Source organism: Endozoicomonas sp. ALC013 (genome assembly GCF_049310205.1).
GTDB lineage: Bacteria > Pseudomonadota > Gammaproteobacteria > Pseudomonadales > Endozoicomonadaceae > Endozoicomonas.
The window spans coordinates 1-22,429 of the sequence record NZ_JBLYNS010000085.1 but is presented as its reverse complement, the minus strand read 5'-3'; the positions used below and the strand labels follow the sequence as shown (position 1 = coordinate 22,429).

Genomic DNA, 22,429 nt, shown 5'->3' with positions numbered 1-22,429 from the left:
ACTGACACTAAGCATATTGTTGCCATCCAGGTCACTGTCGTTGGCAATGACATCGACGAAAACGCTGTTGTTTTCCCCGGTTGTGTCAATATCGGCGGTGGCTACTGGCCCGTCGTTGGCTCCGGTGACGGTAATGGTGGTGATGGCATTTGAGGTCATACCACCATCGTCACTCATGATGTAGTGAATGGTGATGACAGCTGACTCACCGGTTGCCAGATAATCAAAATCTGCCCCTGGGGTAAACTGCAGCCGGTTATCGACAATGCTGACAGAGCCCTGACCAGCCATGACATTGCCCAGGTTATCGACAATCTCAGCGCTGAGGAGGTTGAAGTTGTCTGGTCCATCAGCCAGATCCTCATCAACATCATTTGCCAGTACATCGATGATCAGTACATGATTTTCATGGCTGTCATCAACATCGTCATAAGCTTCAGGCACTTCATTGAGATCATTAATTGAAACACTGACGGAGGCATTTCTGCTGATACCATTCTGGCTAGTTACTTCGACGGTTAAGTTGTAGCTATCTCTTATTTCATGATTCAGGGGGCCGGTAACGAGCAGTTCACCGGTTGTGGGCCTGATGGCAAAGGCGTTGTCTTCATTACCTCCGATAATGGCAAACGTCATATTGTCAGATTGGCTGGCAATAACCTGACCTACGACCGCAGAGCCGTCTTCAGGGACGTTTTCATTAACGTTAAAGTTTTGACTTTCGATGACTGGAGCAATGCTTTCAGGGGCAGAAGGTTGATTGTCGCTCAGCTGACTAATTGAGTTGAACTCCAGTTGACTGAGTTCGTTACCTTTTGATTGATCTTCCGTTGATTGGCGGTCTGTATTTTGACTGTTTTCCTGCTCAATGACGACCGTAGTAGGTAACCGTGATTGGGTAATGCCTGTATCTGATTGATCTGAAGTGCTTTGTGTTGAATCTGAATTATCTGATTGCTCTGTTGGTGAGTCATTAACCTGTTCGCTTTCTTTAACTTGATCACTTTCATCAGCTTCATCGCTTTGATCACTTTCTTCGCTTTCTTTATCTTGATCGCCTTCTTCGCCGGCAGCCGTTGGATCAAGACTATTAACGATCTCTGCCCCCATCACTACTTGTTGCGCCACCGGAACCGTTAGAGATTGACCATTTAATAATTTGACGACAACTTCTGAACCGGACTCATTATTAATGACTTCATCAAGAAAAATGGGGTCACCAACCTTTTTGGTGACAACGTTTCCATTTGAATCAGTGACTTCAATGGCCGAAGTGGCATCGGTTACATATCCTATGACGGGGATATTTTTGTCAGAATTCATTAGTTTACCTCTTCCGCTAAGGTGTTGTCCGGCTTACATGCGGTTCATGAACTTATTCAGTAATTGTAGTTGTTTGATGTGGGGTATAATCAGTCAACATATTTAAAAAGACAGATTCGTATTCAGATGAATCATCGGTCATTTTGATCAGTCAATTTTTTGATTGTTTTGTTTTTATTATTAGAGATTGAAGGGTTTCATCAAGCGTTGATTCCAGTGAAGCGATTAACGCTGATGCCTCTGCCAGCTGGCTGGCTTTCCCTTCCTTCTCGATGTCGGCGGCAATCATTGCCAGCTGTGTGGCACCAAGATTGTTACTGCTTGATTTCAGGGTATGGGCTGCTCTTACCAGCACCTCCCGGTCTGCATCTTTGGAAGAGAATTTGATGTCGGCCATTAATTTAGGGGCGTCTTCCAGATAGCTGTTAATCAGTACCGGGAACTCTTCTTCCATCAACTCCTGAAGTGCATTGAAGACGGACTGATCAATCAATGGATGCTGTTTTGATAGATCCGGTTTGCTGGCAATCGTCCGGTTTTTTTCTGCAGCTTTCGGTGTTCCTGTTTGTGGCGGTGTGTCGTGAATCAGCCAGTGCGCCAGCCTCTCCCTGAGGTGGTCAATTTTGACCGGTTTGCTCAGATAGTCATCCATGCCGGCAGCCAGGCACTTTTCCCGGTCTTCAGCCATTGCATTGGCGGTCATCGCGATGATCGGTATTCTGGGTAACTGTTGCTCACGCTCTCTTTGTCTGATCAGACCTGTGGCTTCATATCCGCTCATCTCCGGCATTTGGCAGTCCATCAGCACCAGGTCGTAGGTTTGGTGTCGGCTCATGTTGACCGCTTCACGACCATCTTCTGCTATATGAATATGACTCAAGCCAATTTTTTTCAGCATGCTGGTAGCGACTTTCTGGTTGACCATATTGTCTTCTACCAGAAGTATCTGGATGCTTTCGGAGAATACTGCCGTTTCTGGTTCATGTTGGTCTGTCAGACCATCCGGTTGTTGGCTGGCGTAATGCATCACCTGCATGGCGGTATCCAGCAATCTGGACTGTCGGAATGGTTTGCTCAGGCAAGCGGACAGCCCGGCCGCTTGCTGTTGTTCTTGAGGGATAAAACCGGTCGAGCTAAGCATGATTCTGCGAATGGACTGTAAGTCGGGATCGTCTTCGATCACTTTAGACAATTCCAGCCCATCCATGTCGGGCATATTCATATCCAGAAAGACAAGCTCATAGGGCTGGTTATTGTTATGAGCTTTTCTCAATAGCTGCAGAGCGTCTTTTGCGGTTGATGCCTCGTTGTGATCCAGGCCCCAGGCTGTTAGATAGTGGCGAAGAATCTCCCGGTTGGTGTGATTATCATCAACGACCAAGGCTTTTATACCGTCCAGTGCATGAAGTGTCTGAGACTTTTGCCTGCATTGGTTTTGGGATATGGCCATCTCCAGAGTGAAGGTGAATGTGGAGCCGAGACCTTCAGCACTGATAACACGGATGTTGCCTCCCATTAGCTCAACCAACTGTCGGGAGATCGTCAAACCCAGACCGGTGCCTCCAAACTTCCGGGTAGTACTGCCGTCGGCCTGGGTAAACTCATTGAACAGGGTTGGCAGGATATGTTCAGCAATACCAATGCCGGTATCCTCCACAGAAAATTCAATTTGTGCCGACGCCTGTGACCGTTTGATCAGGTTTACTTTAACGCTGACCTCTCCCTTGATGGTGAACTTTATGGCATTGCCAATCAGGTTGGTTAGCACCTGCCTAAGTCTTACCGAGTCTCCTTTCAGTGTGGCTGGCAGGTCAACATCGGTATAGCAGCTAAGCTCCAGGCCCTTCTCTCGGGCGGTGCCTGCCAGTAATGTGCAGACATCTTCAACAACATCCCGGACTGAAATATCCACTGCCTCAATGGTCATCTTGCCAGCTTCAATTTTTGAAAAGTCGAGAATGTCGTTAATGATGGAAAGTAGCGAATCAGCAGAGGAATAAGCGGTATTCAAAAAATCATTTTGTGTTTTTGTGAGTGGGGTGTCTTTCATCAGGTCCAGCATGCCAAGAACACCATTCATCGGCGTACGGATTTCATGGCTCATATTGGCCAGGAAAGAACTTTTGGCTTTGACCGCATCCAATGCGGCTTCTTTGGCTTCATTAAGCTCCGTCAGATTTTCTTTCAGCCCCCGATTGGCCATTTTCAGTTCATTGGTTCTACTGGTAACGGTGGCTTCCAGGTTTTCACGATGTTGTTGCAGTCGGTCATCTCGTTCTTTGATCTGCATGAGCATGTTATTGAAGCAGTCATACAGTTGCCCAATCTCATCGTTGTCGTATTTTTGCACCTGGCGATCATACTGCTGGTATTTGGTGATTTCGCTGATGGTATCAGCCAGTTCTGTAATGGGCCGTGCCAGCAGTTTTTGCAGCCTGGCACTCAGCATTGCCGCCAGTACGATAGAAATTAATGCCGCAATCATGACCAAAAACAAGATATGAGTGAGGTGCAGGTAGAGCTCACTCAGGTTTGACTGGATATAAATGGCACCAATAAACTGACCATCCAAATTGATAGGACGATATAAATGCAGCTTGGCTTTGCTGAATAAGGTAACGGGCTGGTTGAGTTCCTGCAGGGTAAAGGCCCAGGGTTGCTTCTTTTCCCGATGATAGTCGGCGACGCGCTCACCGGACGGATTTAATAAGTAGGCTGCTTCTATTTCATTGGTGCTGGAGAAACCGTTCAATAGTTGTTCAGCTGCTATGGTATCCTCAAACATTAAAGCTGCCTGGGCATTGGCACCAATCACTTCAACCAGGGTTTCCAGTTTACTGACCAGCAAAGACCGTGAGTGCATATATTCACTCACGGTTTGCACACTCAGGGTCACCAGCAGAACGGAATACGCCGTTATCAGCATGGCGTATCGTAACTTCTTTTTAATGGGCAGGTTCTTAAATGTGATCATAATGACTATTTAACAACCTTGGCTAACCTCATTAATTGGGCATTAATTGTCAGGCTCGCGTTTCTGGTCGCACTCTGACTGATGGCAAACTGGATCCGGCTGCCGGTACGGATCAGTCCTATCACGCCACCTTGATAAGCGAAGTTCTCGCTATCACTGATGGTCAGTACCGATTCATTTTTTAATTTCTGTAAGATTTCGGATACGACATGTGGCGTTGAGTTATGGATGTAGACAATGTCGCACAGCTTTTCCAATGGGGCGCTGTGTATTTTATGAGTGACTGATATACGCCGCCCCCTGCTGAATTTATGATTGATTTTTTGCAGTTCACTGTTAATGGCTCCGCTACCAATAATGCACAGTGCCAGGGTCTGCTTTTTTCCGGGCCAGGCAACAAACTTGGACAGTTTATAGACAATGGCGGCCTTAACCTTATCAGCTTTGGTAACTTCACTGGCTGCTGATTGAGTTACGTTTAAGCAGCAGAGCAGAGCTATTGCAATGATTGCGCAGGTTTTGTTGATTATGATCGGCATGAAGTGATCTCCCCCATCCGATTAATGTTGCCAGCGTAACTGCAGGTACCAGGATTCCTGTACCTCAGTTTCGCCGAGCCCGCTGAATATTTCATCGAATTCCAGCCGTTGTTTGTCGAACAGGTTCTTGCCGGTCAGGGACAGTTCAAGGTCTTTGCCGAATTTTTTGGCTACCCTGAAGTCCAGGGCCGTGTTGGCACTAACTTCTGCATCTCTGAGGTTATCCATATAGCGTACCCAGAAATCCAGATACCACTGGTGGGGTAAGTTCATGTAAGAACGGATATTGGCGGTATTGTTGGCACTGAGGGTTTCCAGTAAGTGTTCATTTCCCCTAAGGTAGCTGTTGGTTATAGCTGAACCGGAATCCTTGCTGAATGCATCAACACCCAGAAAACTGTAGTTAAATTGCAGTTTCCACCAGGGGGTTGCCTGCCAGTCTGTTGTTACCTCCAGACCATAAGTGTTAGCCGTTAGCCCGTTGGCAAATGTGGTTGAATATTCTACGGCGGGTTTGCTTCCATTGTCGCCATAGGAGCAAAGCATGACTGAACTGTCAAAAGTGGTTCTATCCAGGCAACCGGGTTGATCAACGTAGGCCAAAAGATCTCTGTACTGATTGAAAAAGGCAGTGATATCAAACAGTAGCCGGTTATTAAACTGCTCTCTATAGCCCACCTCCAAAGCAAACAATTTTTCCGAATCCAGTTGATCATTGCCACTGATAGCTAATAAGTCTGGAGTAGCGGTTCCCGGTACAGGAGCGTCCTCTTCTCGCAGGAATGCAATGCCACGGGAGGTTACCGATGTTTCACTGATTGATGGTGTCTTTAACGCACTGGCCGCTTTCATCCACAGGGTTTGCTGGTCCGATATCTTCCAGGTCAGACTGGCATTGGGCTGAATCTCATAACCGGTAAAGTCGTTATGCTCAAAGCGGGAGCTAAGCGTCAGAGCCCATTGCGGTGAAAGAGTAATGTGATCCTGAACAAATGCGCTGTATAGCCGGTCCGTTCGCCTGGCAGGTGCCATGGTGATGTTGTTCGTGGCGCTGTTGAGGTTATATTGGGTCAGTCGATAACCCAGGCCCCAGATGATGTCATGATCGTTGCCGGGCAGTATCTGGTGCTGAAACTCAAGGTCGGCAGTATCTCGCTTTTCCGTGAACCGGTAATCATAATTTTCATAGCGGTCATAGTAGCCTTTGATGGCAAAGTGGCTGCCGTCAGCCTGGTACTGTTTATAGCTGCCGATCAGATGCCCACCCTTTTGATCTCTGCTTTGATTGTTAATGCGATCCGGGCTCAGTGTGGTTTCATTGAAGATTTTTAAGTCGGGGCGGGTTGTGCCGTCATAAAGTTCACTCTGAAGTGACGCTTCAGCCCCGTTTGATGTTCGCCAATTCGCTTTAAATCCTGTTCGTTTTAATGTCCAGTCGTCATTGGCATCGGTACCGTCTTTGTTCGCTAATCCATCGCGGTTGAAGGTTTTGAAAAACGCCCGGTAGTAGCCAGAATCCCCTAATTCCCCACCGTAGCGATAGGCCCCAAAGGCTTTCTCTTCCGAACCAAACCCGGTAGACAGCAGACCACCCTGGGTATCTGCCGCATGTTTGGTAATAATATTGATCACACCATTTACAGCATTGGCACCCCACAGCGCCGCCCCCGGGCCGCGAATCACCTCAATACGGGCAATATCTTCCAGCATGGTATCCTGGACATCCCAGTTAACACCGGAGAACAGAGGCGAGTAAACGGTGCGACCATCGATCAGTACCAGCAATTTATTGGCAAAAATGTAATTAAAACCCCGGGTACTGATGGACCAGGTATTGCTATTCAACCGGGCTACCTGCATGCCAGGGACCATTCTCAGTGCCTCTGGAATGGATGTCACACCTGAACGCTGAATATCCTCATTGGTGATAACAAACACAGCGGCAGGGGAGTCCATCAGGCGCTGTTTTCTTTTGGATACCGATGTGACGTCGGGGACATCCAGTGCGATCAGCTCTTCCAGGCTGAGATCCAACAGCCCATCATCGGTTATTTCCGGATCGGAATCAGCCTGAAGACTCATGGGAGCGATGAGAGAAGAAAAAATTCCAGCCAGCAGCAGCGCATGATTTGATGGTTTCAAGGTTCCACTCCATTGGATTTATTGAAGAGAGAAGTGCTGCTGAATCATTCTCTGTTCATCCCGGGTATGACTGCTCCATTGCTTGATCTTTGAAGCGTTGCAATACCTGTTTATCTTATTAGCTCTTATTAAAAATTTAGCCCTGATTTCAGGGCTCGTCTGACTATTTCTCACTTAGCCTTCTGGATGGCTCTCAGGAAGGCTGCGGCATCGGCAATCCCGGCACCGCACCTGAAGGTTGAGCAATCGCTATCTGAGGCAAAGGGTCTGGCTGCTTCTTTCAACAGGCGCTCGCGCTCAGAAGGTGACAGCGTTGGATTGACAGCGTAACTAAGGTCAATTAAACCTGCGATATGTGGTGCTGCCATGCTGGTGCCCTGCAGCTCAGCGTAGGAGCCGTTTGTCGGACCGTTCAGCCCGGAATTGTACAATGACAGGATGCCATTGCCCTGGAAAAGAGTCTCACCACCGGGAGCCATAATGTCGATATCGGTACCATAATTTGAGTACCAGCTGAGGTTTCCTGTGCGATTGATAGCACCAACAACAATGACATTTTTGCAGTTTGCCGGCGTGCTCATCGCCACATTTTGTTGCTCATTGCCTGCTGCAACCACCACCGTGACACCCGCAGCAACCACTTCATCAATGGCGTCCTGATAGGTTTGCGGACACCAGAGCGCTTCACCACCAAGGCTTAGATTCAGTACGTTGACCGGATTGGGGTTTATCGGGAGTCCATAGACTTTCAGGCCTGCTCCCCAACGCATGGCTGATACGATATCGGAGGTATAACCACCACATCGCCCAAGCGCCCTGAGCGTTTGCACCCCGGAGAGCCAGGTAACCCCTGAAACACCGACGCTGTCATTGGTTTTCGCCGCAATCGTGCCCGTAACATGAGTACCGTGCCAGCTGCTCTTTCGGGCATTAGCCGGAACCGGGTCACCGAATGAGGAGCCGCAGGCTCCTGGCTGCAGAGCGTCTCCCGGATCCCGGGGGTTACTATCCCAGCCATCACCATCATTCGCCATCCAGGGATCAGAAACAAAATCATAACCTGCTACCAGTCTGCCATTAATCTCCTGGTGATCAGTAATCCCGGTATCAATAACACCGATCACATTGTCAGTACTGCCAATGGATATTTCCCAGGCAGCAGGGAGATTAATACCCGCTCCGGTTTCAAAGTAGTGCCATTGCTGATTATAAAGGGGGTCGTTGGGGACTCTCATGGCCTGCATTACCAGGTCTGGCTCAGCAAACTTTACCTGGGGATCGTCTTCTAATCCGGCTGCCAGCGTCTTTGCATCGTCAAGATTAACGGTGGCTCCTATTGACAGCACTTCCTGCCTTTTTCCGGCCGCAACCCCATAACCGCCATGGGTTACACCCTGTTTAATAAAAGCCAATGCTCTGGCTTCGGTAGGCTTTTCTTTAAAGTGAACAATGACTCTATCTGTGCGTTGTAATAAAAGTCGGTAATTATCTACTTCAGCCTGTGAAATAAATGTTGGTGTCAACAGTGTTGCTGCTAAAACAATCCTTGTCAGCAGTGAGTTCATTGATGCTTGCCTCAGGGGTAAATAGTTCACCAAATGCAATATTCAATTCTATTTGGTTACTTATAGGAATTTGGAATCCACCTAAGGAAAAAGTATGGTGGATGGAAATAGAGGCTTCAAAGTATTTTGGATAGTTGACGGCTGATCAGATATTGGACGTCACAAAGCACCTAATGGTATCGGCAGGTTTGATGTTACTGTCGATTTGTCTTCTGGAAAACGCTGCCATTATTTCGGCAGCACTGGTCAGTATTGATGGTTTTATCCCATCTTAGCTGGCTTTTCTGGCACTTTTTTTGGGTCATTTACTGTAGAATTTATTAAGGCATGGAAATAGGGGAAACCTGGTCAGCCCCTGAACAAAATAAAATCAACAACTGAAGAGGATGATGCTTCATGAATACATTATTAAGGATAGCTACGGTCCTGCTGATGGCATTGAGCCTCAACGCCTTTGCTGACAAACTGTATTTGAATTACGACAACAGTGTGCAGGAAAAATGGCTGGTGGATATTCTTGGCTTTATTACAGCTGCGGATAAGAATTGGCCAGAAATGAACTGAGTGTTGCTGCGGTTGTCTGAAGTATCGTAGAACGGCAGTTTAGTTTTCAGAGGATGTTTCCTGCTGTTTTTGATAAATCAGTGTTGAGGTGGCAACGCCGAAATTTTTTTGGGGGGGGTGGCCTGACAGTTGCAGCAGCAAGTTGATGATGGCCAAATGGTGCGTGGTGTGACATTGCAAAAATAACAGCTCACGAATGACCGATGTTTCCGTCTTAACGACAGTTCCATTGGTATCAATGCAGGCATTGAGTGTGAGATGGATCTCACCCGATGCATTCTTTGTCAACTTTACCAGCCGCTTCTTGATACTCAGCAAAGCGCCTACTGCAGAAGCGACATTCCTCTCACATTCCGGGTCTCTGTCCCTGTTGTCGTAGTTAATGTATCTACTATCCAGACCGGATAAAAAACACTGATAAAACTCAATGATATGACGTACATGAGCGCCTATGGTTTGAGCACTGTCAGGAGCGACAGCTTTCTGACAAGTATTTGCAGGAAGTCTTTCAATAACCTGAATCAAATCAGACAGCAACTGTTCATTACATCGGCAGGCATTGGATAGTGACATTGGACTCTGAACCTTATCACTTGATTTACTATTAATCCGTGCCATGTTGGCGCAACATCAGGCCCACGGCACACTTCGGGCTTCTTAGCCATGTCTTATAACTTTTCAGTGTTGCACAGGCTGTTGAGTTTTGTATACAGGGTAGTCAGCTCAAAAAATTCAGAGGTATGTTCTATTCAGGTCGTTAACCGGGATGGTGCTATGTAAACTTCCCACTAAACTAGTTAGAATGCTCGTGCCAGTCAGCGATGAGCTCTTAGACAGCCCTGAGCTCTTTGACAGTCATGAGCCAATAAACAGCGTTAGCTTTACTGAGAGTCAACCGAGGAAAAATAGATGAGCAATATACCTTCTGAGTTACGGTATCTGCGTTCCCATGAATGGGTCAGGTTGGAGGAAGATGGTACCGTCACTATTGGTATTACAGATCATGCCCAGGAAGCCCTGGGGGACGTGGTTTTTGTTGAACTGCCTGAGCAGGGTGCTTTGCTCGCTGCAGGTGATGAGGCCGGCGCTGTAGAGTCTGTAAAAGCTGCCTCAGAGATCTATGTGCCATTGACGGGTGAAGTGATTGACGTTAATGGCATTCTTGAAGACGCTCCGGAAACTGTCAACAGTGATCCTTATAATGATGGCTGGTTCTTCAAGATGAAACTTGATGATGATGGTGAACTCGGTGATCTGATGGATGCAGAAGCCTATGGTGAGTTTATTGAGTCAGAGTCCTGATTGCTTCCGGGCAAGCTGATCCCCGCATCTGAAGTCATTACCTGTTACCAACCACCTGCTGCCAAGAGACAGCAGTGGGTGTGTTATCGGATTGATGCTCTCCTTATACTTCACTTAAGTGCCGGATTTCCTGATGGTTACAGGCAGCCTATCTTTCAAGCTATTTTTTATAAGGACAGCAACCACCCATGAATGATGAGCAGTTACTCCGCTATAGCCGACAAATTATGCTTCCCCAGGTTGATATCGAAGGGCAGGAACGGTTGCTGTCATCAAGCGTTTTAATTCTTGGCCTGGGTGGGCTGGGCTGTCCGGCAGCTCAGTATCTGGCCGCAGCAGGCGTGGGACACATGATGCTGGTTGACCCGGATACGGTGGATACCAGCAACCTTCAGCGGCAGTCCCTTTATTGTGCCGATGATCTGGGGGCTGCAAAAGTCTCCGCTGCACAGGCCCGGCTGTTGGCAGTCAATGACAGTATTCAGATTGAGACCATCCATGGATGTCTGGCAGGTGAAGGCCTGTCAGAGCAGGTGAGAAAAGCGACTGTGGTTCTGGATTGTACCGATAACTTTACCAGTCGGTTTGCCATCAATGCTGCCTGTGTCAGGGCCTCTGTTCCCCTGGTCAGTGGTGCCGCCATCAGGCTTAACGGCCAGCTGACAGTTTATGATCGTCGTCAGCCAGGTGCACCCTGTTACCGGTGTCTATACGATGAGCAGAGCAATGAAAATCTCAGCTGTTCTGAATCGGGAATTCTTGGGCCAGTGGTCGGAATGATAGGCACAATGCAGGCATTGGAAGCCATCAAACTGGTTGCCGGATTTGGCAAAACATTGAACGGTCGTTTGATGATTTTTGACGCGATGACCATGGAATGGCAGACCGTGGGGCTGCAGGCAGATCCGGAGTGTCCTGTCTGCAGCCGGGTGTGAATAGCGTCAAACTTTTGCGAGGGAGGTGTCAGGGTGGTGGAGGACTGTCTTCTACTGCCTCTAACAGACGGGCCTTGTAATCCGGGTCCAGGTCATTCCAGTGCGCACCAATAAGGGCTCCTTCAAGTGCGTAAAGCAATACCTTGGAAACTTTAAAGCCACGGTCACGAACCTTGCAGTAGGCTGCAACAGAGCCTACGTCATGGAGTTGTTCGAGCGTTCTGATGCCTACAGCGTTTAACCATTGTACGGATGTTTTGCCAAGGTTTTTTAATTCGATCAGATCAGTTGCCATGTACTGGATCCCTAACTCAACTCTAGCGTCCGTACCAGAGACAGCATGATTATTAAAAACTCAGAAGTCATTTTCCCTTAAGAATAGACCAGACTTTTGAAGTCCTCCCATAGAGTTATCAGTTATTACTGACGCAATGGTGTTTTGACGCCTTGTTGGGACTTTCCAGTGCATCATTTCGATGAGTGTGATGTGTACAATCTCCGCTCAGGACGAACGGAGCTTGGGAGTCATTGGAAGAAGGAACCCATCAAATTGAAACCATGTACTGGCAACCAGATGGCTGATAAAGCAACTTTTTATTCACGGTAAGCGACGTGGGTTCCGCCTTTGCTAATCAATCGTCATTTTCGATACCAAAATACCTCCTGAAGGGAAACAATATAGACATTTCCCGATCACTTTCGTTTTCCGAACAAGATCAACAACAGGCTCCAGCGTATAATCGCCATCATGGTAAAAAAATCGACGACTAAAAAAGGCAGGCCCGCCAAAAAGACCCGGTCATCCTCTAAGCAAAGGCAGGACAATCCGGTACCGTGGAAATCTATCCTGCTCAAGCTGGGCTTGACGCTGGTGGTTCTGGTTTGTGCTTACGCTGTCTATCTGGATGCCGTAGTCACTAAACAGTTTGAAGGGAAAAAGTGGGCGATACCGGCCAAGGTATTTGCCCGTCCTGTTGAATTGTATAAAGGCAAGCTGATAACCCCCGGTGATCTCCAGTCCCAGCTCAGGCGTCAGGGCTATCAGGCGGTGCGTGATGTGGCACGACCAGGTACGTTTGCCCGCAATGGCAGTCAGTTCGTTATTTATAGCCGGGGGTTTCACTTTCCCGATGGTGCTGAACCACCGCGCTATGTGCAGGTTGACTTTCAAGGCAATGAGGTGATTCGCCTCGCGGACCGGGATGGTCAAAACCTGCCACTGTTAAGGCTTGATCCACAGCCCATTGGTGGTATTTATCCGGCCAGTTATGAAGACCGCCTGCTGATTCGGACCGCCCAGACTCCCCGGTATCTGATTCCTGCCCTGCTGGCCATTGAAGACCGGGACTATTACGACCATGTCGGGATCTCACCCACCTCCATTGCCCGGGCCATGGTGGCCAACCTGAAAGCCGGAGGGGTTGTTCAGGGGGGGAGTACCATTACCCAGCAGTTGGTGAAAAACTTCTTTCTGACCAATGAGCGCACTCTGGTTCGTAAAGGTAAAGAAGCCATTATGGCACTGCTGCTTGAGCTGCATTACGGCAAAGAGGAGATTCTTGAAACCTATTTAAATGAGGTTTACCTGGGGCAGCACGGGCGTCGGGCCATTCATGGTTTTGGCCTGGCCAGCCAGTTTTACTTTGCCCAGCCTCTCAAGGAATTGAATCTGGCCCGCACGGCCTTGCTGGTGGCTATGGTCAAAGGGCCCTCCTGGTACGATCCAAGGCGATACCCTGAACGCGCTCTGGCGAGACGAAACCTTGTGCTGGATGTCCTGGCTGAGCGATCCATCGTGCCTGTTGCCGAAGTTGAACGCTCTAAAAAGTTGCCATTGGGCGTTGTCAGTCGGGAACTGGTCAGTACCAACGATTTTCCTGCCTATATCGATATGGTGAAAGAGCAGCTGCGCAAGGATTATGATGAGAAGGACTTGACCTCTGAGGGGCTGAGAATTTTCACCAACCTGGACCCGGTGATTCAGCGGGAGGCCCAGAACAGTGTTACCAGCACGTTAACGACTCTGGGTAAGGACAATCAGCTTCAGGGTGCCATGGTGGTTAGCTCTGCCCAGACCGGGGATCTTCTTGCCGTTGTGGGCGATCGAAACCCCGGGTATGCCGGATTTAACCGTGCCCTTGAGGCACGCAGACCGGTTGGCTCCCTGTTGAAGCCGGCAATCTATCTAACCGCGCTTGAACGGCCCGGTCAGTACACATTAACGACGCCTGTCCATGATACACCAGTGAAAATCAGTGATGGTCGTGGCGGTTACTGGGAACCTCAGAATTACAGCCGTGAATCCCATGGTCAGGTGCCACTCTATCTGGCGCTGGCGAAATCCTATAATCAGGCGGCAGCCAATACCGGGATGGCGGTTGGTTTGTCATCGGTCCTGGATACGCTTAAGAGGCTGGGTATCGGGCAGGAGTTACCACCTTATCCTTCGGTCTTGCTTGGCTCTCCATCCATGGCACCGATTGAGGTTGCCAAGATGTACCAAACCATCGCCAGTGGTGGCTTTCGTATGCCGTTGCGGGCGATCGATGCGGTGGTAGACAGCCAGGGCAAGCCACTCAGCCGGTACAGTATTTCTGTCGAGCGGGCTTTTCAGCCGGGGCCAATGGAACTGCTGCGTACCGCTTTGGGTATGGTAATGGCTGACGGTACGGGACGCGGCGTATATCAGTATGTTGAGCCGGGTATTGCCCTGGGCGGTAAAACAGGCACCACCAATGATCTCCGGGATAGCTGGTTTGCCGGTTACTCCGGTGATCTGGTGGCAGTGACCTGGATTGGCCACGACGACAACAGCCCGACAAAACTCACTGGCAGCAGTGGTGCTTTGAAAATCTGGGGTAACTTTATGTCGAATGTGCCGATGCAATCGGTAAAATCCCTGGGAGCCAGCAATGTGACCAGCGTCTGGGTAAATCCATCGGCAAATGGTCGCAGTCATCGCTATTGTCAGGGCGCTAAACCATTGCCCTATATCAAGGGTTCTGAGCCAAAGGCCTATGCCGGTTGCAAGGCTGATGTGAAGGATTCTCTGTTTGACAAAATCAAAGGGTGGTTTGAATGAAGTATGACACCATCTGTGAGTGGTGTGGCAAAGTGGTATCTTTTCCACCCTGGCTTTTCGTTGCGCTGTTGTTGGCCGCAGTTCTGACGGGTTGCTCTACGCCAGTATTGATACAGAAAGAACAGCCTGGAGTGGCATCATCACCCTATGAACAGCGTCAGGATGCACTGGGCACATTATTGCACCAGGCCTGGAATGCCCGGGAAGCTGGCAGGTTTGATGAGGCCGAGAGTGCACTTGGACGGGCGATGCGCATTGGCCCAACGGCTCCGGACGTTTATTACCAGCTGGCCCTGCTGCGTCAGGATCAGGGGCATGTTGCCCAGTCCCGGCAACTGGCTGAGAGAGCATTAAGTCTGGGACCGGGCTTTATGCTGGAACGAAAAATCACTCATTTGTTAAGTGCGTTGAATAGCTGATATGTCTGAAGAAGTTATTGTTTTGCTGGACGCTATGGAGTCAGAGCTGCGCAGGCAGGATGTCTGGCTTCCCATGCCTCCGTCGGTTGAAGCCATGAACAGCACCACACCTTTTTGTATGGATACCATGGCATTCAGCCAGTGGTTGCAGTGGATATTTGTTCCCCGCGTCAGGGCTATCATGGATGGGGGCGGCACTCTGCCAAAGGGTTCAAATATCAAGTCCTATGCAGAGGAGGCGTTGCCCCTTGAACGGCTGGAAAGTGAAAAGCTGCTGCTGATTATTGAGCAGTTTGATCGATTAATGAGTTGACCTGCCTGTCGCAGGTCAATGGCTTATGGAATCTGCAGGCAAGTGCTGGTTATTCAGGTGCCGGATCTTGGTGGCGGATGACTGGCATGTCGATCCCGAATACCACAACAGCTGCGAAAAAAGTCGGCTATAGCAGCTGTACGGCCTCTGACTGGTTGATGCTCTTGTGGAACCATTTCTGACGCTTCCGTTGAAGGTTCTGCCTGTGAGGTTTGCAGGGCTTGTGGTTTGTCCTCTGGCTGAGAATCACTGATATTCGGGTCATGAGCTGATATTGCCGCTGGTAATGTTGTTGCAATATTAGAAAATGAATCTAATACGGAGGACATACTATCAGCACCGGCCAGTTGAGGTCTGGCTTCCCCTTCCGGTTGTGGATGAATCGTGCGGTCAGCTGCTTTTTTGTCATCTGGCACCTGCTCTGAATTAAATGCATCAGGAGGTGGTAGTAATGTTTCCCGTGATCTTGAAACTTCTGGCTCTGAGCTTGCGGCAGAAGAAATACCAACTGATTGACTTTGTTGTGTATATAAGATGGGGACTGAACCAGTAACAGAAGAATCCATAGCTACCTCTAAAAGGTCATTAAAGCATTATTTAGACCAATATTTTCACCGGTAGTTTCTCCTTGTTGATGTAAATTCAGGAAGATAAGGTAATTCATCTAAATTTCAGGTTATTTATACCCTATCTTATATATGCCCGAGATTTTTTATCTTTTTATCCAAAACTGCCTCTACAGGATAATCTCACTTAAACGCGTTTATTAATTCAATATTCTCCTGTGTACCGGATAGTGAGAAGTGGTTATTTTCTTTCATAAGTTGACCGGTACCATCAATATCCAACTGTGAAAGCAGTGTTAACACCTCTTGTCTGGATAGGTATTTTACCTGCTGTGACAGTAAACGAATCTTTTCCGGTAGTGTTCTGGCGGTTGCCATAAGCATTTCAAGTCGGCCAAATCTGATTTTCATGGTAAAGCTTTCGGCAGGCTGTGAGGTGATGGGTGCAAGCATTGCAGCCAATATACGGCTATCAATTTCATTTTCATGGTTTAACAGGTTGCAGAGCCATAACTTATCATCAATATTGATTTCGCTGCCGGATAATAATTTTACAATGGTATTAACCGTTAATTGAGCGGTACTCACGGCATTGGTTTTATATTCGTTCCAGAAACGTAGCAGGTAGTAATAGGTGGTGTCTGTCTTAAACTGGTTGTCACTTTTTGCCAGCCACTCAAGGCTTTTCAATGAGAACCGACACTTGGGGTGCTGAATAATGATCTCAATCCGGCTTGGGGATAAATGTGTGAGGTTCAGTTGCTCAAGGTAAAAGTCAGTGAATGCAGAGAGTAGCTGGTTCAACGTTGCATCATGGATTTCGTTGCTGTCTGGTAAACTGTATTCTTTCGCCTCAAGCTCCCGATGTTGCCAGACTTCCAGAGCTTCGCTTACTTGCCACTGTGTGGCCACTTGAAAGTCATTGGGCAGGTAGCCGTTGAGATACTCTCCGCTGTTCTGGTTAGTGCTTTTCTGGCTGAAATTACTCGCCTGATGCTCAAGGGATTGTGGGAGGGGCGTGGCCGGTTGCCATGAAGCTATGGGATATCCATTGAAAGGAGTATCTGGATAGAAATAAAACAGATAGTCCCGGTAATCTTCAGCAAAATACCCATTCATAAGTAAGTAAAGTAAAGGGCCAAAGCGTTCTTCAGTCAGCGCTCTTAACACTGAATCCGCCATAAAGCCTTGCCGTAGCGTTTCGGCCACCGTTTTACCAGGTAGTTTATTGTCATGGAACACCGTCCAAAAGAGCCCCATACCATCGGTTAATTCTGCATGCTCTTTGGGATAAAGATTCTTAATAACGACCATGGCAAACAGCTTGTTGTTATTCGGCGCTTTAAAATCCGTGGATAACTGATCCAGGTAAATATGAAACTCATTAACGATATTGGTCATCAGTTTCATGTCGCCAATGGCGCTTGCAACATTGTAAATTAATGCTTTATCCATCCCACGGCTATTGATGGTTTTCAGCCGCTTATACAGTTCCGGGCCGGTATGTTCAGCATTGGGAGCGGGAATAATGGGAACCACCAGGTCAAAAAACCGGGTACGTTCGCTAGCTGTCAGTATTTCGTCCGCCAGGAGATAGATAAAATAGACGGGTTGTTTAATATGGCCTGAGCCATTCAGGTAGCCATTGACACAATACAGTGTTTCCAATGCTGTCTGCTGGGAAGGGCTTGTCAGGTTCTCAACAATGACCACATCATACCTGCCGTGGTTAAAGGCATGATTGATTTGATGGAGATAATGACTGACATCTGATCGGTCTGCACGGTTCTCCAGCCGGGTTCGCCTCTTTCTCTGGCCTGTTTTCAGTAACCCCGTAAATAGATACAGTACGACCAGTGTTCCCACCAGGAATAAGGAGAGTTCAGCTAATAATGGGGCATACTTTTTGGCAAAGGCTAGCATCGGGTCAGGTAAATACAGATGGAGTGCTTTGACCGTTGTACTTTGATCAATGCCCAGACTACCGCTGAGATAGCCCAGTGTTGCAATGGAATAGCTGGTCGATAAGGCCAGAAGCGCGCCAATGACTTTTTTCCAGCCTTTGGGTTTATGCTGCAGCGCCTTAATGTCATCGGGTAATTTGCCTGTGATGCTGCACAGAAGTTGCTCTAATAATTCTTTCTCATTTTCATTGCTATCCCCAGTAATGGGGGGATTGATTTCGGATAGCGGTGGCAAAAAAATCCGGGTGTACTTGAATTGTGGATTACGCTCGGTGAATGCATGAACAAACGCGCTTTTGCCGACACCAATGGCTCCGGAAATGGCAATATTTCGGGTTTCAGGCTGCTCTTCTACATTGAGGGCAGCCAGTAGCTCCCTCTCATACTTTTCGAATTGCTCATGTGGCATCGTCGTTGAGTTCAGAGGCCTGATAAGTGACTGGCCATCACGACGTTTCAGATACCGGGAAAATGTCCCTCCTGATGCCTTGCGAGCGGTGGTCGATCTGCCATGCTCAGGATAATGCTGCGAGTACTTTTCCCGGGCTGCCTGCCAACCTGCTCTTGCTGCTCTCCAGCCAGCCATGATTGCTTTGAGGTACCTGGTTTTACGGCGAATCAATCCTGACCGTTGAAGATGAGCCATCATTTCCCTGTAGCCTTTTCCATGACCAATGTTCGTGAGCCAACACATTAACTGTTTAAAATCGGCAGGATTTGGCAGTGGGTGAGCAGATATATTGGCCTGTTTTGATTGGCCAGCCTGTGACGTACATGGACAAATCGTTGTGATGCACCTTTACACTACAGGTATCGGCAGTTCTCTTTCCCCGGGGCAGGAACGTTCATCAAAAATGGCTGTCTGAGTCAGTAATTCCCGTGCAACCCCGAGAGTTTAACGTCTATGAATCTCGCTGATCTGACTGGGCCTTTTACACCGGACGTCAGTTTCCCTGCTAATGACGGTAATTCTCACCCTGTTTCCCCGGCTACCGTTGGACCAAGAGCTGTCTATCAAGTGCCAGTTGCAGCAGTGCAGTCTCAATTACGTGAGCAAAATCACATCAGAGATACGGTTCCGACAACCAGTACTTTATGGCCCAGGGAGGCTTCATTACCTGCACACATAAAACTGAGCGATGACATAAGCCAGCAAGTTAAACGGCAGTTATCAGACGATGCAAAGTGTATTGTTTACCATGCCAGCAGAAGCGCTGCTGATGGGGTAAAAAGCGTTCAATTCACTGAATATGCACAAAACCTTATGCGTCAGGATGGGTTTTCTGAAGAAGAGTTGTCCAGTGCTGTGAAGATGTGCAGTATGGTTGATTCCTCAGATACTTGTCACAAGCGCGACGACGATTGCGAGCTCCAGAGGCAGATCTATTTTGTTGCAAATCCAAAAGTGAATGAGTGGATACTTAACCACTTGATGTCCAGTTCTGACCTTGATCGCGATGTTGATGACATGATATTCGAGTATTCGGATGGCAACCGCTGGCATCCTTCGGGTTTCTTCGGTGCCACCGTTCCACAGACTCTGGTGGATGACAGGTATGTTCTGATATCCAAACAACACGGGTCACCTTTTGAGCCAGCTGACTTAAGTGTCAATGTTCAGAAATATATATCTGACAGGATTGCCAGGCATCACTGCGATACCCTCAGCAGGCTATCTGAAATCGTAGAATGCAGCAGCAGTGACAACGATGAAAAATTATCAATATTAAGCGATTTTCTAAAGCCTTACCGGTCAAACCCTGGTGACTCAGAAACAAGGTAAAAACCTGCACGACTATGGATACAGGAGCTCCTCCCGACGACGGGAATCGTCGATAACCTCGTACTCTCCATTATTGCATTAGTCATTTATCGTCTTTCTGTGACAAAAAAATTCGTGTTCATCGAGGCAAAATCCGTATTTGTATTGACGGATGGCTGCTGAAAGTCAAAAATGGCACCTCCTGAAGCCGCCCAAGAAGCTGCGTTGGGAATTATGCGACAATTTGATGCCGCTTATCTGCGGCTCAGATAAGAGTGTTCCTTAGTGTACCGACTTCTCGATCTTGTGCTGAGATCATTTGTTGGTGCACTGCTCCTACCCGCACAGGAATGTAGCATTTCTGCAAGCCAGAATTGTGAGTCTCATGCAGCCCGGAGCTGCACTTGTTGGTGAAGGCTGATCGTTAAGAGATGCCTTTTCGTGTTCGCCAATTTCTAACACGCTCTGTTTCAGGGACTGTTGGCATTGAGTCGGGATATTCAGCGGCAGAAGATGTTAATAGCGCCAGCAATTCGGGGCGATATAAAAATTCATTCCAAATAAAGCCGAGGGTTAGCAAGTGGAGCTATTATCCGGCGCGGACATGGTGGTCCGATCACTGGCAGATGAGGGAGTCGAGTATATATACGGGTACCCGGGGGGGGCTCTGCTGCACGTCTATGACGCTATTTTCCGGCAGAAGGCGATTACCCATATCCTGGTACGTCATGAACAGGCTGCCACCCATATGGCAGACGGTTACGCAAGAGCAACCGGCAAGCCGGGTGTGGCCCTGGTAACCTCTGGTCCGGGGGCAACGAATACCATTACCGGTATTGCCACTGCCTACATGGACTCGATCCCCATGGTGGTGCTTTCCGGTCAGGTGCCGTCTGCCTTTATTGGCAGTGATATGTTTCAGGAAGTGGATATGGTGGGTATTTCCAGACCCATCGTAAAACACAGCTTCCTGGTCAAGCGGGCTGAAGATATTCCAGAGGTCATCAAGAAAGCCTTCCATCTGGCACAGACCGGTCGCCCGGGGCCTGTTGTGGTTGATATCCCCAAGGATATTACTGACCCGGGCAAAAAGTACCAATACAGTTACCCGCAAAAGGTACGGCTGCGTTCCTATAACCCACCGGTTAAAGGTCACAATGGCCAGATTCGCAAAGCGGTTGAACTGCTGGCAGAGGCTAAAAAACCCATTATCTATGCCGGTGGCGGTGTTATTTTGGGCAAGGCGTCTGAACAACTCACAGCGCTGGCGAAAACATTGAATGTACCGGTGACGAATACTCTGATGGGCCTGGGTGCCTACCCTGGTTCGGACCATCAGTTTGTCGGTATGCTCGGTATGCATGGCAGTTACTGCGCGAACCAGGCGATGCACAATGCGGACCTGATTCTGGCAGTGGGCGTCCGTTTTGATGACCGGGTGACCAATAACACATCAAAGTTCTGCCCGGATGCCAGGATCATTCATATTGATATTGATCCGGCCAGTATCTCCAAGAATATACCGGCGGATGTGCCGATTGTCGGGCCAGTGGATGCGGTACTGGACACCATGATCCGTCAGATAAAAGAGACCGATACCCGTATTGGTCAGGAAGCGCTCGATAGCTGGTGGCGTCAGATCAATGAATGGCGTGAAGGTCGTGGTGGCCTGTTCCCTTACGACAAGGGTGACGGCACTATTCTCAAGCCTCAGCAGGTTATAGAAACACTGTATGAAGTAACCCGGGGTGAAGACACCTACATCACGTCCGATGTTGGTCAGCACCAGATGTTTGCTGCCCAGTATTATCCATTTGATAAGCCCAACCGCTGGATTAACTCCGGAGGCCTGGGAACCATGGGCTTTGGTCTGCCTGCCGCGATGGGAATAAAACTGTCATTCCCGGACAGCCATGTGGCCTGTGTCACCGGTGAGGGCAGTATTCAGATGAATATTCAGGAGCTCTCTACCTGTCTGCAATATGATTTGAATGTGAAAATCATCAACCTGAACAATCAGGCACTGGGCATGGTACGACAGTGGCAAGATATGCAGTATGACAGTCGTTATTCCCATTCTTACATGGATTCACTGCCAGACTTTGTCAAACTGGCGGAGTCCTACGGGCATGTGGGCATGAGAATTACCGATCCGGCCAGGCTGACGTCGGCCATGGAGGAAGCGTTCTCGCTTAAAGACCGACTGGTCTTTATGGATATCCAGGTGGATACCAGTGAGCATGTTTACCCCATGCAGATCAAGGACGGCAATATGGCCGATATGTGGCTCAGCAAAACGGAGAGGACCTGATGAAACGGATTATCTCTGTCCTGGTTGAGAACGAACCCGGTGCACTGTCGCGTATTGTCGGGCTTTTCTCCCAGCGTAATTACAACATTGAAACATTGAATGTTGCACCAACGGAGGACAAGACACTGTCCCGCCTGACGCTGACCACGGAGGGCAATCCCCAGGTCGTTGAGCAGATTACCAAACAGCTGAACAAGCTGGTGGATGTGGTAAAACTGGTGGACCTGACCGAAGGTGCTCATATTGAGCGGGAGATGATGCTGATCAAGGTGCGTGCCGGTGGGCCACTGCGTGCTGAGGTAAAACGGACAGCGGATATTTTCCGTGGTCAGATCGTCGATGTGACCAGCTCTGTCTACACCATCCAGCTGACCGGAACCGGTGAAAAGCTGGATGCCTTTATTGAAGCCATTGGTCAGGCACAGGTGCTGGAAGTTGTGCGAAGTGGGGTGACCGGTATTTCCCGTGGGGAAAAAGTGTTATCTCTTTAAGCGCTGACTGTTAATCTTTTACCCCGGAGTCCGACTTCGGGGTAAATTATTCAAAGCCCCTTGATGGGGGAGTTTTGGCTTAGCCGGATTTCAGTTATTTGGAAGATTGCTTTCTAATACTTCCAGCATCATGTTGTTGTCAGGATGCCATGCCTTTTATTCCTCTTGCTGCTGCTT

At 48.6% G+C, this 22,429-nt stretch carries 18 protein-coding genes; 9 read left to right on the top strand and 9 right to left on the bottom strand.

Going from position 1 to position 22,429, the window contains the following annotated elements:
* The 5 genes from ACO6V1_RS15235 to ACO6V1_RS15215 all read right to left on the bottom strand — a co-directional run.
* Window positions 1–1,323 (bottom strand): cadherin domain-containing protein (locus ACO6V1_RS15235; protein WP_422467489.1); only part of this gene is annotated, 1,323 nt, incomplete at its 3' end.
* 151 nt (window positions 1,324–1,474) lie between these two features.
* Window positions 1,475–4,297: a response regulator gene (locus ACO6V1_RS15230; RefSeq protein WP_422462685.1), complete on the bottom strand. Its 2,823-nt coding sequence runs from the start codon at window positions 4,295–4,297 to the stop codon at window positions 1,475–1,477.
* 5 nt (window positions 4,298–4,302) lie between these two features.
* Window positions 4,303–4,836 carry a YfiR family protein gene (locus tag ACO6V1_RS15225; RefSeq protein ID WP_422462683.1) on the bottom strand — a complete coding sequence of 178 codons (534 nt, stop codon included), beginning with the start codon at window positions 4,834–4,836 and terminating at the stop codon, window positions 4,303–4,305.
* Window positions 4,837–4,857: 21 nt separating this feature from the next.
* Window positions 4,858–6,978 (bottom strand): TonB-dependent receptor plug domain-containing protein, encoded by a 2,121-nt coding sequence (locus ACO6V1_RS15220; RefSeq protein WP_422467487.1) that lies wholly within the window; start codon window positions 6,976–6,978, stop codon window positions 4,858–4,860.
* Window positions 6,979–7,148: 170 nt separating this feature from the next.
* On the bottom strand, window positions 7,149–8,543 hold the full coding sequence (locus tag ACO6V1_RS15215; protein WP_422462679.1) for a S8 family peptidase: 1,395 nt from the start codon (window positions 8,541–8,543) through the stop codon (window positions 7,149–7,151).
* 396 nt (window positions 8,544–8,939) lie between these two features.
* On the opposite strand from ACO6V1_RS15215, the gene ACO6V1_RS15210 reads away from it, so the two are divergent.
* Window positions 8,940–9,107, top strand: a complete 168-nt coding sequence (locus ACO6V1_RS15210) for a hypothetical protein (protein WP_422450578.1) — start codon at window positions 8,940–8,942, stop codon at window positions 9,105–9,107.
* A 39-nt stretch (window positions 9,108–9,146) separates the two neighbouring features.
* Here ACO6V1_RS15210 and ACO6V1_RS15205 read toward each other — a convergent pair whose 3' ends face one another.
* Window positions 9,147–9,680, bottom strand: coding sequence for a hypothetical protein (locus tag ACO6V1_RS15205; protein ID WP_422462677.1), 534 nt, complete (start codon window positions 9,678–9,680; stop codon window positions 9,147–9,149).
* A 336-nt stretch (window positions 9,681–10,016) separates the two neighbouring features.
* On the opposite strand from ACO6V1_RS15205, the gene gcvH reads away from it, so the two are divergent.
* Together gcvH and ACO6V1_RS15195 are read left to right on the top strand one after the other, a co-directional pair.
* Window positions 10,017–10,409: a glycine cleavage system protein GcvH gene (gene gcvH, locus ACO6V1_RS15200; RefSeq protein ID WP_101748033.1), complete on the top strand. Its 393-nt coding sequence runs from the start codon at window positions 10,017–10,019 to the stop codon at window positions 10,407–10,409.
* Window positions 10,410–10,597: 188 nt separating this feature from the next.
* A complete protein-coding gene (locus ACO6V1_RS15195; protein ID WP_422467485.1) occupies window positions 10,598–11,344 on the top strand; it encodes a HesA/MoeB/ThiF family protein in 747 nt (248 codons plus the stop codon).
* Between the two features lie 28 nt (window positions 11,345–11,372).
* Here ACO6V1_RS15195 and ACO6V1_RS15190 read toward each other — a convergent pair whose 3' ends face one another.
* Window positions 11,373–11,639, bottom strand: a complete 267-nt coding sequence (locus ACO6V1_RS15190) for a TfoX/Sxy family protein (RefSeq protein WP_066014644.1) — start codon at window positions 11,637–11,639, stop codon at window positions 11,373–11,375.
* A gap of 453 nt (window positions 11,640–12,092) precedes the next feature.
* Here ACO6V1_RS15190 and mrcB point away from each other — a divergent pair, with 453 nt between their 5' ends.
* The 3 genes from mrcB to ACO6V1_RS15175 are packed head-to-tail and all read left to right on the top strand — an operon-like array spanning window position 12,093 to window position 15,158.
* Window positions 12,093–14,426, top strand: coding sequence for a penicillin-binding protein 1B (mrcB, locus tag ACO6V1_RS15185; protein ID WP_422462673.1), 2,334 nt, complete (start codon window positions 12,093–12,095; stop codon window positions 14,424–14,426).
* A complete protein-coding gene (locus ACO6V1_RS15180) occupies window positions 14,423–14,845 on the top strand; it encodes a tetratricopeptide repeat protein (protein WP_422450582.1) in 423 nt (140 codons plus the stop codon). Before mrcB ends, ACO6V1_RS15180 begins: the two co-directional genes overlap by 4 nt.
* 1 nt (window position 14,846) lies before the next feature.
* Entirely contained in the window at window positions 14,847–15,158 is a 312-nt protein-coding gene (locus ACO6V1_RS15175; RefSeq protein WP_101748028.1) for a YqcC family protein, read from the top strand.
* Window positions 15,159–15,211: 53 nt separating this feature from the next.
* Here the strand turns inward: ACO6V1_RS15175 and ACO6V1_RS15170 are convergent, their stop codons facing one another.
* On the bottom strand, window positions 15,212–15,724 hold the full coding sequence (locus ACO6V1_RS15170; protein ID WP_422450584.1) for a hypothetical protein: 513 nt from the start codon (window positions 15,722–15,724) through the stop codon (window positions 15,212–15,214).
* 183 nt (window positions 15,725–15,907) lie between these two features.
* On the bottom strand, window positions 15,908–18,337 hold the full coding sequence (locus ACO6V1_RS15165) for a hypothetical protein (RefSeq protein ID WP_422467483.1): 2,430 nt from the start codon (window positions 18,335–18,337) through the stop codon (window positions 15,908–15,910).
* A gap of 384 nt (window positions 18,338–18,721) precedes the next feature.
* On the opposite strand from ACO6V1_RS15165, the gene ACO6V1_RS15160 reads away from it, so the two are divergent.
* The 3 genes from ACO6V1_RS15160 to ilvN all read left to right on the top strand — a co-directional run bounded on the left by ACO6V1_RS15160 (window position 18,722) and on the right by ilvN (window position 22,252).
* Entirely contained in the window at window positions 18,722–19,471 is a 750-nt protein-coding gene (locus ACO6V1_RS15160; protein ID WP_422462669.1) for a hypothetical protein, read from the top strand.
* Between the two features lie 559 nt (window positions 19,472–20,030).
* Complete coding sequence (locus tag ACO6V1_RS15155; protein WP_422467481.1) at window positions 20,031–21,761, top strand: acetolactate synthase 3 large subunit; 1,731 nt, start codon at window positions 20,031–20,033, stop codon at window positions 21,759–21,761.
* Window positions 21,761–22,252, top strand: a complete 492-nt coding sequence (gene ilvN, locus ACO6V1_RS15150) for an acetolactate synthase small subunit (protein ID WP_101748023.1) — start codon at window positions 21,761–21,763, stop codon at window positions 22,250–22,252. The genes ACO6V1_RS15155 and ilvN overlap by 1 nt, the downstream gene beginning before the upstream one ends.
* Window positions 22,253–22,429: the final 177 nt, after the last annotated feature.